We start from the raw sequence: 13,324 nt of genomic DNA, 5'->3' as shown, positions 1-13,324 counted from the left end.
TTCTTGTGACAAATATTTCCTGATCGTAGCGACCCATCGCAAAGCGGGACAGTTGTGGCAATCGCGCCACAGGGTATGCCCGCCCCCCAACAAGCATATCCGACAAAGAGAACCCTCAGGTGGCGATCGCGACGGGATAGCTGAGGCCGGTTTCCGCTACACATGCAGGCACGGCTTCGGCCGGCATCGCCCGGGCGTAAAGAAAGCCCTGTCCGACATCGCAATGGATGTCGGACAGATAGGCCGCCTGGGCCGCCGTCTCTATGCCTTCCGCCACGATTTCCAGCCCCAGGCAATGGCCCAGATTGACGACGGTCGAGGTGATGGCTTCGGCGTCGGTGCTGGTCCCGATCCGCTGGATGAAGGACCGGTCGATTTTCAGCAGATCGACCGGGAACTGGGTCAGATGCGACAGCGAGGCATAGCCGGTGCCGAAATCGTCCAGCGCGATCCGGATACCGTGTCCGCTCAGCGCCCGCAATTCGCGTTCGACCTCGCCCGCGCCGTGGCCCAGGAACACGTTTTCGGTCACTTCGATCTGGATGCAGGATGGCGGGAGGCCGCGCGTCGCCAGACTGTGGATGATCTTGGCGGCAAAACCGCCCTGCCTGAAATCCGCGCCCGCGACATTGATGGCGACATGGCCGAATGGCACATCGGTCCGCCGCCAATGCTGGATATCGTCCAGAACCTTTTGCAGCATCCGTTCGCTCAGCAGTGATCCCAGCGCCGGATCGTCGAACGCTGCCTTTACCATGTCGGGCGTTCGCAGTTGGCCGTCATGGTCGCGCCAGCGCAGCAGCGCTTCAAAACCGTTAATCTGCGACGTGCGCAGCGTGATCTTGGGCTGATAATGGGGTACGATCCTGTCGTGGGTCAGCGCCTTGCGCGCCAGGGCGATCATCGTCTGATGCCGTTCGACCTCCACCATCATGCCCGGTTCGAAGATGCGCAATTGCGCCCTGCCGCCGGTTTTTGCGGCATAGAGCGCAATGTCGGCCGCCTTCATGATTTCCGACCTGGACCTGCCGTCGCGCGGGATCAGGCTGGCGCCGATACTGGCGCTGCATTCCAGCAGGCGGCCCCCATGATCGATCGGGGTGCGCAACTGGTCGTAGATGTTGCGGGCGACCTGCTCCACCGCCTCGCTCGACCGGGCGGCGATAACCAGCGCAAACTCGTCGCCCCCAGTCCTGGCGACCAGATCGCCGTCCGCCACCGCCGCACGCAAACGTTCGGCGAAGGCGCACAGCAGCGCGTCCCCGCCATCATGGCCCACGCTGTCGTTGATCGCCTTGAAATTATCGACGTCGATGATGAGCATCGCCGCCTCCATGTCACGCCCGCTATGGGTCAATATCGCATCGAGACGGTCTTGCAGCAGGGCGCGGTTGGGCAGGCCGGTCAGCGCGTCATGCTGCGCCATCCAGACAGCTTTCTCCTCCGATTTTTTCTGGTGCGTGATATCCCGGGCGACAATGATCAGCCTGCCCGACGCGTCGGTCGTCCTGTTGATGGCGATATCGAACCAGCGCTTCTTGCCGACGTCTCCGGTCGCGTCCGCTTCGGAGGCGAGACCCAGGATCAACGTGGCAGGCTGGTTGGCCTTGGCCTGCGCAAGCGCCATCTGCGCTGCGGGACGATCCTCCTCGGCAATTTCGGCCAGCCAGTTCTTTCCGACCAGACCGCCGGTAACAAGGCTGGTTTCCGGCCGGTTGTGAAAGACGATCCTGTAATCGTCGTCCAGGATCAGCATATGGTCGGGGCTGGAGCGCAGGATCGTCTCCGTCAGCAACTCGCTGCGTTCCAGATCGCTGAGCGCGGTCATCCACGACACCAGCATCTTGTGCAGCGCGAAGGACGCGGAAAAAATGGCGCCCATGAAAATGGGAAGCTGGACGCTGATGACCGACAGGACCGGTTCGGCGGTCAGGCTACCGACGACCGCGCACGGCCCCAGCGACAGGATGACCATGGTGGCGGCGAGGCGAGGCGTGCCGAAGTTGCGCAGACAGGTTCCGCAGACCATCGCGGCGGCGGACAGGCAGGCGATCGTCGCCATGATCCAGTCGCCCGACAGGATGCAGAGCGATGTGCCCACCCCGACCGATAGCGCCCACAGGCAGGAGAGCAGGGCGGACAGCGTTCTGGGCGGAGTCTGGCGCGCCGCCAGCAGCCTCTTGCCGTGGATGAGGACGGCCATCCTGACCAGGCTGAGGCCGATTTCGAACAATACCCATCCCAGAAAGGGCGCGGTGGGATGCCGCCAGGCCGCAATCGATGCGACGGCCGTCGCGTTCAGGACACCGCCCAGAAAGATCGGCAGCGACGAAAACAGGCCGTTCTTCAGCTGATCCGCGATGGTAGCCGGCACCTTGGTCTTCGTGTCGAGAAGCCAGTCGGTCAGACGTATGAAGGGTAACGACAGCACATGCACACTCGCTCGGTCGGCCGACCACCCCGCACCGACATGCAGCGTGACGGAAGAATATCATTCCCGACCGGAAGCGTGCGGCGTCCGGTCGATAAGCGTTCGTATAAGATATTGGTTTGCAATAACTTAACTGAGACTCCCCGACGGCTCCTAAAAGCGATGCGCAGGCCATCGGTGACGACGCCCGTTCCGTGCCATGGGCGCGCCCATTTCCGTGACATATCGCTTCGCTGGAAGATCAGACGCGCGGTTTAAACAAGATACACCAACCCGCGTCAGTTCGCTAATGCGATTGACTCGCATTGCGCCGCTCGTTTACCGGGACGTCGTGCCATGAAGGATTTCACGATGATTGCCGCTACACCGCCCGTCCTGCCTGCTGGTCTGGCGCGACCCGTCTGTTGAGCGCGCCGGTCGCCAAGGATCGGCGCGGCGCGCGTACCGGGTGGCGGTATCGCGCCAATGTCGGGCTGCGTGCGCTGGCTGGAACGGTGGGCGCTTATGGCGTTGCGTCGCTCGCAGCCGCAGCGCTGGCGCGCAGCCTGCCGGTGGCGCGGGTGGAAGCCGTGACGATCGCGACGATGATCGCCTATCTGGTCGCGCCCGGCGTCACCATCTGGGCCTTTCTGGCACGGGGACCATGGCGGGCGGTCGCGGGCGTCGTGATCGCAGCATGCGCGCTGGGCGGCCTTGCCTGGATGGCGGGACAGCCTGCATGAGCGCGGGAACGCAGATGGTGCGCGACGGCGCGCGGCAGGCGATGGCGTGGCTGCACGGCTGGACCGGGCTGTTGCTGGGGCACATCCTCTTCATCATCTGCCTGGCCGGGACGCTGAGCGTCTTCAAGCCGGAAATCGGTCGCTGGATGCGCCCGGAAGTCAGCGGGCAGGCCGATCCGGCCCGTGCCATCACTGCGGCGACCGACTGGTTGTCGGACAACACCACGGGATCGGCGGGCTGGTATCTGGCCGCCCCTGATGGGCGATCCAATGTGGTCGAAGCGACCTATGACAACGGCGGCGCCTATCTGCGCCAGGCGCTCGATCCGTTGAGCGGTGCGCCGGTCGCCCGCGACACGCTGGGCGGCGAATTTTTCTATCGTCTGCATTTCGAACTGGAATTGCCTTATCCCTGGGGGCGGCTGCTCGCCTCGCTGGCGGCGATGCTGATGCTGGTGGCGATCGTGACCGGGGTCATCGCGCACAAGCGCTTCTTCAAGGACATCTTCACTTTCCGCCCGGCCAAGGGCCAAAGGTCGTGGCTGGACGGGCATAATGCGCTGGGCGTCCTGTCCCTGCCCTTCCACATCATGATCACCTTCACCGGGCTGCTCACGCTGGCGTCGCTCAACATGCCATGGGGCATCGCGGCCGGTTATGGCAAGGACGTGACGACGCTCTACACCGACCTGACCCCCGGCGCGGTCAGCCGGGTAGCGAGCGGGACCAAGGCGCCCCTGGCGCCGATCGCGCCCATGCTGGCGCAGGCACAGCGCTATTTCGGTGGCGCGCCGATTGCCCGGGCCTATATCTTCAATCCCGGTGACAGCGCCGCCGTCGTGACAGTCTATCCTGTCGAAACGCGCGCGATCGGCTATTTGCCCGCCGAAATCAGCTTCGACGGCGCGACCGGCAAGGTGTTGAAAGCGTGGACCGAACAGCGCGCGGGCGTGCGCGCCTACCAGACCGTCTATGGCCTGCACATGGCCCATTTCGCACCCCTGCTGACACGCTGGCTCTATTTCCTGGGCGGCGCGATGCTGACTTTGGCGATCGCGAGCGGCATGGTGCTGTGGATCGTGAAGCGCCGGGAACGCGCGCCGCTGTCGATCGGAAACCGCCTGCTCGAACGCTTGAACGTCGGCGGTCTGGCGGGAGTCCCGATCGGCATGGTGGCGTTTCTGATCGCCAACCGCTTGCTCCCTATCGATCTTGCGGCGCGTGCGGAAAGCGAAGTCTCGGTCGCGCTATGGAGCGCGGGCGCGGCGTTACTGCTGGGTCTGGTCCTGCCGCCCGCACTGGGCTGGCCGTTGCTGCTGGGCCTGTTGGCAGTCCTGTGCGCCTTGGCGGCGATGCTGGGGCCGATCTGGGCAGGCGATGTCGTGGTGGCGACCGGTGATGCGATGTTGATCGCGACGGCCGTGGCGCTGGGCCTGCTGGTCTGGAAGCAGCTACGCCGCCGCAGCGCACCCGCCCCGGTACGTCGTCGGATGGCGGCGGCATGATGCTGACCACCGGCCTTCTTTATCTGGCGCTGTTCGCGCTGGCCGCGCGGATGCAGCGTCACCGGCCCCTGTTGTTGGACGCGTGGCAGCGTCATCCGTTCGTCGCGCATCTGGCGCTTGCCGGGTGGATGCTGCTGGGCCTCTCGCTCCTTAGCCTGTGGCTGTGGGCGGACGTCGACATGGCGCTGGTCGCGTGGATCGGCCTGATGCCGCTGCTGGGCGGCGCGATCATGCTGGGGATGACCTACCGCCCTGCCCTGCCGCGCATCGGCGTACCGGTCGCGGCGGCGATGATGGTCGCGGGGTTGCTGGCCTAACCCTTCATGTCGATGGTGGCGATCAGGCCGCCATCGTCCGCGTTGCGCAGCCGCACCGATGCTTCGAAACTCATCGCCAGCGACCGGCTGATCGTCAGGCCGATGCCGGTGCCATGCCGCCCGCCCGGCTGGCTGCTCGCGCCCCGGGTAAAGGGTTCGAACATCTGGTCGAGCTGGTCGGCGGGAATGCCGGGTCCGAAATCGCGCACATGGATCAGCATGCGCCCACCGCTGCGCGCGCAGCTGATTTCCGCGCTGCCGCCATATTTGACGGCATTGTCCACCAGATTGGCGATGCAGCGCGTCAGCGCATTCGGCTTGACCCGCACGGTGCCGCCGCAGCCCGTGACGAAGCGCACCGGCGCGCCCAGTTCCTCGGCATCTTCCGCCATGCTGGTGAGCAGGGAATCGATGTCCAGCGACGACCATGGCTCGCGCGCTTCGATGCTGCTGGCGAGGTCTAGCCCCTCGCGCACCAGCGTCTGCATCGCTTGGTGGTCCTGCAATAGCCGCGCGCGCAACTCCGCATTTTCGACCAGTTCGAGCCGCAGCCGCAGCCGGGTGAGCGGAGTCTGGAGATCATGGCTGATCGCCGCGAGCAATTGCGTGCGTTCGGCAAAGCCCGCGCGCGCGCGTCGCTGCATCAGGTTGAAGGTGGAAAGCGCCGCGCGCACTTCCTCCGGTCCGCGCTCGGGGATTTCCTCCGGGTCGAGCGAGAGCGAAAAGGCTTCGGCCGCCTGTTCCAGTCGCCGCAGGGGCGTCGATACGATCCGCGCGACGAAGATGGCAAGTCCCGCCGACGCGGCGATGATGACGATCAGGTAGAGCGGGTTGGATATCGTGCTGCGCGGCTTGGCGATGCGGGGAAAGCTGAGCGCCATGGACCGTCGCTGGCCATGCGCGTCGGTCAGCCGCACGATCCAGCAGTCCGGGCGCGGCGCGCCGATCAGGCCGGCGGCCTTCTGCTCGACATCCGAATGGCTGGGGAAACACAGGCCTATAGGCACCTGCCCGGCCTCCGGGTCGCTGGACGCGCCCAGCCGGTCGGCTAGCATGCCCTCCATGGCCGCATCCTGTTCGGTCAGCGCTATGCCCTCGGGTGCGACATAAGCGCCCATGATGCGCCGCGCCGCCAGCATGGGTTCGATCCGCGCGGGATCGTGCCGCAGCCTGTCCATGATGTCGGTCGCGCTCGCCACCACGCGCTGGCGCCGGGCGCGATCGAAATCATGCTGGCGCGTCTGTTCCGCCACCAGCAATGCGATGATCGCGGCGATCGACATGCCGAGCGTCAGGATCAGGAAAATCTGTCCCGCCATCGATCGAAAGAAGGCGCGGGCGCGCCCAGCCGCCCTGGCGATCATGAATGGTCAACCGTACAGGCTAGGACATAGCCTTCGCCGCGCACCGTCAGGATCAGGTCCTCGCCCCCCGGCAGTGCCGACAGCTTCTGCCGAAGCCGACTGATCTGGAGGTCGATCGAGCGGTCGAACGCGGCCGTCGCGCGCCGTTCGGGCAATAATGTCTCGCGATCCAGAACGATATTGGGTTCGTCTATGAACCGGTTGAGCAGGCGAAATTCGGCGGAGGACAGCATCACCAGCCGGTCGTCCGGGGCAACGAGACGCCGTTGCACCATGTCCACGCGCCAGGGACCGATATGGGCATAGCGCATCGTGGCGGCGGGTCGCGCCGGCGGGCCGCTGCGGGGACGGCGGAGCAGGTTGCGGATACGCACCAGCAGTTCGCGCGGTTCGAACGGCTTGGTCAGATAATCGTCCGCGCCCAGTTCCAGCCCCAGCACCCGGTCGATCGCGCTGCTGCGCGCGGTCACCATGATGATCTGTACGTCCGATCCTTCCGCCCGCAACTCACGGCATAGCATCAGGCCGTCGCCATCGGGCAGGTTGAGGTCGAGGACGATCAGGTCCACCACATCGTCGCGCAACGTCTGGCGCAATTGCGTGAGGCTGGCGGCGGCGAGCAGGCGATAATTTTCCTGCCGCAACTGGCCGACGATCAGGTCGCGAATATCGGCATCGTCATCGACCACCAGCACGGTGGCGGCACGGAAGGATGGGGCATCGGCCATCCCCCGTCCTAACGCGAGAGAGGCGAAAAGTCTGCGCTTCTTCGCGCGCGATACAGGCTGATACAAAGCGATACGCAGATGCGAGATCGCGTGACGCACCGTCGCAATCGGAAAAACAGTCGCTCTATCATGAGACGGGCAAAGCCGCGATGAGGGCGCGGTCGGCTCCCCCTGTCGACGCAACGGAGTCCTTGCGATGCCCTATGCCGCCATCATGGCTGGAAAACCGGCGCAGCGGGCCGAGCCGTTCGCGCGCATTCCCTCCCGCGCGCGCGCCCGGCCCGGTCGTCCCGCTGCATCGACGGGCATCGCAGGGACCAGTTCAGCACGCCGTTTAGGATAAGCGTCGCCCCATGCCCATTTCCATCCCTCTGCATCGCCTTCGGGTCGCACCGATCGCCCTCTGCATCGCACTGGCCGCATGCGCGCAGCAAAAGCCGCCGCAAAAGGGCCCGGTGGAAGTCGGCGTGGTGACGCTGAGCGCCAAGGACACCACCGTGTCGAGCGAACTGCCCGGCCGCACCGTGTCGACCATGATGTCCGAAGTCCGTCCGCAGGTGGCGGGCATCGTCCAGAAACGGCTGTTTACCGAAGGCGCCATGGTGACCGCCGGGCAGCCGCTCTACCAGATCGATCAACGGCTGTACCGCGCGTCGCGCGACGAGGCGCAGGCCAACCTCGCCAGCGCGCAGGCGACGGCCGTGGCGGCCCAGGCACGGGCACAGCGTTACCGCAGCCTGAGCGACACCGAAGCCGTCAGCGCGCAAGACCGGGATGATGTGATCGCCACCGCGCGGCAGGCCAGTGCCGCCGTGCAACAGGCGCGCGCCAGCCTCCAGACCAGCAACGTCAATCTGGAATTCACGCTGGTCCGCGCGCCGATCAGCGGTCGTATCGGACGCACCCTGTTCACGCCGGGCGCGCTCGTGACCGCGAGCCAGGCCGACCCGCTCACCACGATCCAGCAGCTCGACCCCATCTATGTCGACGTAACCCAGTCCAGTTCGCAGATATTGGCGCTGCGTCGGTCGCTGGCGGCGGGCAAGACGCTGGCGGCCAGCGCCACCATCCGCCTGAAGCTGGACGACGGCAGCGATTATCCGCAGGAAGGGCGGATCGAGTTCGCCGAACCGATCGTGGACGTCAACAGCGGCACGGTGACGCTGCGCGCCCGCTTCCCCAATCCCGACGGCCTTTTGATGCCCGGCATGTTCGTGCGCGTCGTGGCGCCGCAATCGGTGGTGCCCGGCGCCATCCTCGCCCCGCAACAGGGCATCAGCCGCGATCCCAAGGGCAACGCCACGGCGCTGGTGGTGAACAAGGCGAACAAGGTCGAGCGACGCACCGTGACGGCGGGGCAGGCGATCGGCGACAAATGGCTGATTACCGCGGGCCTCAAGGCGGGTGATCGCCTGATCGTCGAGGGCACGGACAAGGTCAAGCCCGACGATGTCGTAAAGCCCGTCGCCGTCAAGTCCGCGCAGTAGGAGCCGACCCTTGCTCAGCCGCTATTTCATCGAACGGCCGATTTTCGCCTGGGTCATCGCCATCGGCATCATGCTGGCGGGTCTGGGCGCGATGCTGACGCTGCCGATCGCGCAATATCCCGATATCGCGCCGCCTGGCGTTGGGATCAGCGCGACCTATCCCGGCGCGTCGGCCGAAACCGTGGAATCCAGCGTCACGCAGATATTGGAGCAGCAGCTGACCGGCCTCGACGGGCTGATGTATTTCTCCTCCTCGTCCTCCGCGACGGGGCGCGCGTCGATCACCGTGACCTTCCAGAAAGGCACCGATCCCGACACCGCACAGGTGCAGGTGCAGAACCGGGTGCAGCAGGCGCTCAGTCGCCTGCCCAACCAGGTGCAGCAGCAAGGCCTGTCCGTCACCAAACAGCAGACCGACTTCCTGATGCTGGTCGGCCTGTACGACGAAACCGACACGGCGACGCAGGCGGACATCGCCGACTATCTGGTCAATAACTTCCAGGACCCCATTGCGCGGATCGATGGCATCGGTGCGACCCAGATTTTCGGGTCGCAATATGCCATGCGCATCTGGCTGGACCCCTATAAGCTGGCGGCCGTCAAGCTGATGCCGTCAGACGTCCAGACCGCGATCGCCGCGCAGAATATCGAAATATCGGCGGGGCAGATCGGCGCTGACCCCGCGCCCGCAGGGCAGCAGATCAACGCGACCGTCACGTCGCGCGCGCGCCTGCAAACCCCCGAACAGTTTCGCAACATCATCGTCAAGACCCAGACGGACGGGTCGATCGTGCATCTGTCCGACGTCGCGCGCGTCGAACTGGGCAACGAAAGCTACACCACCGCAGCGCGGCTGAACGGGCATCCGGCGTCGGGCGTCGCGCTGCAACTGGCGCCGGGCGCCGACGCGCTCAAGACCGCGGAACTGGTGAAGGCCAAGGTCGCCGAATTATCGGCCAGCCTGCCGCATGGCTATAAGGTCGTCTATCCCCGCGACACCACCCCCTTCATCAAGCTGTCGGTGGAAGAAGTCGTCAAGACCCTGATCGAAGCGGTCGGCCTTGTCGTCGTCGTGATGTTCGTCTTCCTCCAGAGCTGGCGCGCGACGTTGATCCCCGCCATCGCCGTGCCGGTGGTGTTGCTGGGCACGTTCGGCATCCTTGCCCTGTTCGGCTATTCGATCAACACGCTGACCCTGTTCGGGATGGTGCTGTCCATCGGCCTGCTGGTGGACGATGCGATCGTCGTCGTGGAAAATGTCGAACGCATCATGGAGGAAGAGGGGCTGTCCCCACGCGAGGCGACGATCAAGTCGATGGCGGAGATCGGCAGCGCGCTGGTGGGCATCGCCTTGGTCCTGTCCGCGGTGCTGCTGCCCATGGCGTTCTTCGGCGGGTCTACCGGCGTCATCTACCGGCAATTTTCGATCACCATCGTGTCGTCGATGCTGCTGTCGGTGGTGGTCGCGCTGATCCTGTCCCCGGCGCTGTGCGCGACGCTCCTGAAACCCGTGAGCCATGAGCATCGCGACAAGGGATGGGCGGGCAAGTTCAATCTCTGGTTCGGGCGAATGACCGATGGCTATGTCCGCAAGACAGGGCGGATGCTGGAGCGGCGCAAACTATTCTGGGGCCTTTACGTCGTGGTTCTGGCGATCCTCATTCTGGTGTTCGTGCGGCTGCCCTCCAGCTTCCTGCCGGTCGAGGACCAGGGGCAGGTCATGGTGCAGGTGACGCTACCCGCCGGGGCCAAGTCCAGCCGGACCGGCGCGGTGATCGACCAGGTGCAGAATTATTTCCTGAACGATGAAAAGGACAATGTCGCCTTCGCCTTCATCATGACCGGCTTCAGTTTTCAGGGGCAGGGCGAAAATGTCGGGCAGGGCTTCATCAACTTGGCGCCGTGGGACGATCGCAAGGGCGCGGTGAACACATCGGTGGCCATCGCCGGACGCGCGACCAAAAAGCTCGCCGCCATCCGCGATGCGCGCGTGCTGGGCATGACGCCGCCTGCCATTCGCGGTCTGGGCCAATCGAACGGCTTCACCTTCGAGCTGCTCAACAATGGCGGCCTCAGCCGCGCACGCTTCCTGGAACTGCGCAACCAGTTGATCGACGCCGCATCCAAAGACCCGATGCTGGCGGGCGTGCGCGCCGCGTCCCTGGAAGATACGCCGCAGCTCAAGGTCGATATCGACAATGAAAAGCTGGCCGTACTGGGCCTGACCCAGCGCGATGTCGACAATGTGCTGAGTTCCGCCTGGGGTAGCACCTATATCAACGATTTCCTGGATCGTGGCCGCGTGAAGCGCGTGTTCATGCAGGCCGACGCGCCCTACCGCGCCCTGCCGACCGACATCGACAACTGGATGGTGCGGTCGAGCAGCACCGGGCAGATGGTGCCCTTTTCCGCCTTTGCAACGACGCACTGGACCGTTGGGCCCAGCACCGTGGCGCGCTTCAACGGCCTGTCGTCGTTCGAGCTTCAGGGACAGGCCGGCCCGGGCGCCAGTTCGGGCGACGCGATGGATCGGATGGTGGCATTGCAGAAGCAGCTTCCCGCAGGCACCGGCTATGCCTGGAGCGGCCTGTCCTATCAGGAGCAATTGTCGGGCGGACAGGCGCCTTTGCTTTATGGGCTGTCGGTGGTGGTCGTCTTCCTGTGCCTCGCCGCGCTCTACGAAAGCTGGTCGATCCCGCTGGCGGTGCTGCTGGTGATCCCGCTCGGCCTGATCGGCGCGGTGATCGCGGTGTGGGCGCGCGGGCTGGAGAATAACATCTTCTTCCAGGTCGGACTGCTCACCACCATGGGTCTGGCGGCGAAGAATGCGATCCTGATCGTGGAATTTGCCGAACTGGCGCACAAGCAGGGCAAGGATGCGCTGTCGGCCGCGCTGGAGGCGGCACGGTTGCGCTTCCGCCCGATCCTGATGACCTCGCTCGCCTTCATCGCCGGTGTCATTCCGCTGGCGATCGCGACCGGTGCAGGCGCGCAGAGCCGCGTCGCGATCGGCACGGCGGTGATCGGCGGCATGACGACGGCAACGGTGCTGGCGATATTCTACGTGCCCCTGTTCTTCGTCACCATCGCCAGCCTGTTCGGTAGCGACAGGGCCAAAGCCAAGGCGCCGCCGCCTGCGCAAACCCCCGACGCAGGAGTGCCGGCATGACCCGCATGATCCTGGCCGTCGGTGCGACGCTGGCGCTGGCCGGTTGCAACATGGCGCCGACCTATGTGCGCCCGGCCGCGCCCGTCCCTCTCGCGCTGCCCAGTGGCGAGGCCTATGCGCCGGTGCAGGTCGGGCGGAAGGCAGGGCTTGCCTGGACGCAGTTGGTCGGCGACGCGAAGCTGCGCACGGTCATCGAACGCGCGCTGGCGAACAATCGCGACCTGCGCGCCGCGATCGCGAATATCGAGGCCGCCCGTGCGCAATATCGCGTCCAACGCGCCGTCCAACTGCCGACCGTCACGGTGGACGGCGGGGCGAGTTTCAGCCGTCAGAATGACAATCGCCAGAACAGCTACAGCGCCGATGTCGGGTTCAGCGCGTTCGAGATCGACCTGTTCGGCCGCGTCCGCAATTTGACGCAATCCGCGCTGGAAACCTATCTGGCGACGCAGGAAGGCGCGCGATCGACGCGCATCACGCTCATCGCCGAAACCGCGACGGCCTATGCGACTTTGGCGGCGGACCAGGAATTGCTGGCCCTGTCCCGCCAGACCCAGGCGAACGCGCAGCGTACGCTGGACCTGACGCGATCGCTCAATGGCGCGGGCCTCAGCGGCAAGTTGGACGTGTATCAGGCGCAGACCGCCGTCGAGCAGGCGGCGTCCGACGTCGCCGCCAATGTCACGCAGGTGGCGCAGGACCGCAACGCCATCGACCTGCTGGTCGGCGCGCCGGTCGAACAGGCATTGCTGCCCCTGTCGCTCGACAGCCTGATCGCGGGCGTGGCGAAGGTGCCCGCTGGCCTGTCTTCGGATGTTCTGCTGGAACGACCCGATGTGCTCCAGGCCGAACATCAACTCAAGGCCGCCAATGCCGATATCGGCGCGGCGCGCGCGGCGATGTTCCCGCGGATCAGCCTGACGTCGGCGATCGGGGTTGCCAGTTCGGCGCTGTCGTCGCTGTTCACGGGCGACGGCTTCGCCTGGTCGGCCAGCCCGTCCGCCAGCCTGCCGATCTTCGGCGGTCCCAATCGCGGCAATCTGGATTTCAGCAAGGCGCAGAGCGACCTGTATGTCGCGCAATATGAGAAGGCGGTGCAGACCGCATTCCGCGAAGTCGCCGATGCGCTGGCGCGCGACGGCACGATCGACGCGCAGCAGGCGGCGCAGCGGCGGCTCGTGATCGCCAGCCAGCGCGCCTATGATCTGGCGGATCAGCGTTACCGGTCGGGCATCGACACGTTTCTCAACGCGTTGACCAGCCAGCGCTCGCTCTATGGTGCGCGCCAGTCGGCCATCGGCACCGACCTTGCGCTGGTCACCAACCGGGTTCGCCTCTACCGCGTGATCGGCGCGGATCAGTAGCATTGGCCGGGCAAATCTCCCTCTTCCCGGCCGCCGCGAATCTGATATGATCGGCGGATAATGAGGGAGAGAAACCATGCTGCTACTGGCACGGTGTCTGGATTGGCTTTGCCAACTCTGTGCGTCCGGCGCGCAGGACGAAGTGCGCCTCAACCAGCTGATATCGCGCTGCGGCGCGCGCGATCATCGTCGCCCGACTAGGCCCGCGCATCCTGAAAGCTGATACCACGCGCCGCA

At 65.4% G+C, this 13,324-nt stretch carries 9 protein-coding genes; 6 read left to right on the top strand and 3 right to left on the bottom strand.

The window, feature by feature from the left end:
- Positions 1 to 115: 115 nt before the first annotated feature.
- Positions 116 to 2,431, bottom strand: a complete 2,316-nt coding sequence (locus U5A82_RS02150; RefSeq protein ID WP_326288283.1) for a putative bifunctional diguanylate cyclase/phosphodiesterase — start codon at positions 2,429 to 2,431, stop codon at positions 116 to 118.
- Between the two features lie 305 nt (positions 2,432 to 2,736).
- Between U5A82_RS02150 and U5A82_RS02145 the strand changes: the two genes are divergently transcribed.
- From U5A82_RS02145 to U5A82_RS02135, 3 genes are read left to right on the top strand one after another with little or no spacing between them, the layout of a single operon-like run.
- On the top strand, positions 2,737 to 3,153 hold the full coding sequence (locus U5A82_RS02145; RefSeq protein WP_326288281.1) for a hypothetical protein: 417 nt from the start codon (positions 2,737 to 2,739) through the stop codon (positions 3,151 to 3,153).
- Positions 3,150 to 4,658: a PepSY-associated TM helix domain-containing protein gene (locus tag U5A82_RS02140; protein ID WP_326288280.1), complete on the top strand. Its 1,509-nt coding sequence runs from the start codon at positions 3,150 to 3,152 to the stop codon at positions 4,656 to 4,658. The genes U5A82_RS02145 and U5A82_RS02140 overlap by 4 nt, the downstream gene beginning before the upstream one ends.
- Positions 4,655 to 4,975 carry a DUF3325 family protein gene (locus U5A82_RS02135; protein ID WP_326288278.1) on the top strand — a complete coding sequence of 107 codons (321 nt, stop codon included), beginning with the start codon at positions 4,655 to 4,657 and terminating at the stop codon, positions 4,973 to 4,975. The genes U5A82_RS02140 and U5A82_RS02135 overlap by 4 nt, the downstream gene beginning before the upstream one ends.
- On the opposite strand, the gene U5A82_RS02130 is transcribed toward U5A82_RS02135, so the two are convergent.
- On the bottom strand, positions 4,972 to 6,339 hold the full coding sequence (locus U5A82_RS02130) for an ATP-binding protein (RefSeq protein ID WP_326288277.1): 1,368 nt from the start codon (positions 6,337 to 6,339) through the stop codon (positions 4,972 to 4,974). The two genes, U5A82_RS02135 and U5A82_RS02130, sit on opposite strands and share 4 nt — an antisense overlap.
- Positions 6,336 to 7,067 carry a response regulator transcription factor gene (locus U5A82_RS02125; protein WP_326288276.1) on the bottom strand — a complete coding sequence of 244 codons (732 nt, stop codon included), beginning with the start codon at positions 7,065 to 7,067 and terminating at the stop codon, positions 6,336 to 6,338. Before U5A82_RS02125 ends, U5A82_RS02130 begins: the two co-directional genes overlap by 4 nt.
- A gap of 353 nt (positions 7,068 to 7,420) precedes the next feature.
- Here U5A82_RS02125 and U5A82_RS02120 point away from each other — a divergent pair, with 353 nt between their 5' ends.
- From U5A82_RS02120 to U5A82_RS02110, 3 genes are read left to right on the top strand one after another with little or no spacing between them, the layout of a single operon-like run.
- Positions 7,421 to 8,554, top strand: a complete 1,134-nt coding sequence (locus tag U5A82_RS02120; protein WP_326288275.1) for an efflux RND transporter periplasmic adaptor subunit — start codon at positions 7,421 to 7,423, stop codon at positions 8,552 to 8,554.
- Between the two features lie 10 nt (positions 8,555 to 8,564).
- Positions 8,565 to 11,723, top strand: coding sequence for an efflux RND transporter permease subunit (locus U5A82_RS02115; protein ID WP_326288274.1), 3,159 nt, complete (start codon positions 8,565 to 8,567; stop codon positions 11,721 to 11,723).
- A complete protein-coding gene (locus tag U5A82_RS02110; RefSeq protein WP_326288272.1) occupies positions 11,720 to 13,087 on the top strand; it encodes an efflux transporter outer membrane subunit in 1,368 nt (455 codons plus the stop codon). The genes U5A82_RS02115 and U5A82_RS02110 overlap by 4 nt, the downstream gene beginning before the upstream one ends.
- Positions 13,088 to 13,324 lie beyond the last annotated feature (237 nt).

The organism is Sphingobium sp. CR2-8, assembly GCF_035818615.1.
Lineage (GTDB): Bacteria > Pseudomonadota > Alphaproteobacteria > Sphingomonadales > Sphingomonadaceae > Sphingobium.
Note: the sequence above shows the minus strand (reverse complement) of the source record. Positions and strands in the feature narration are given on the sequence as shown.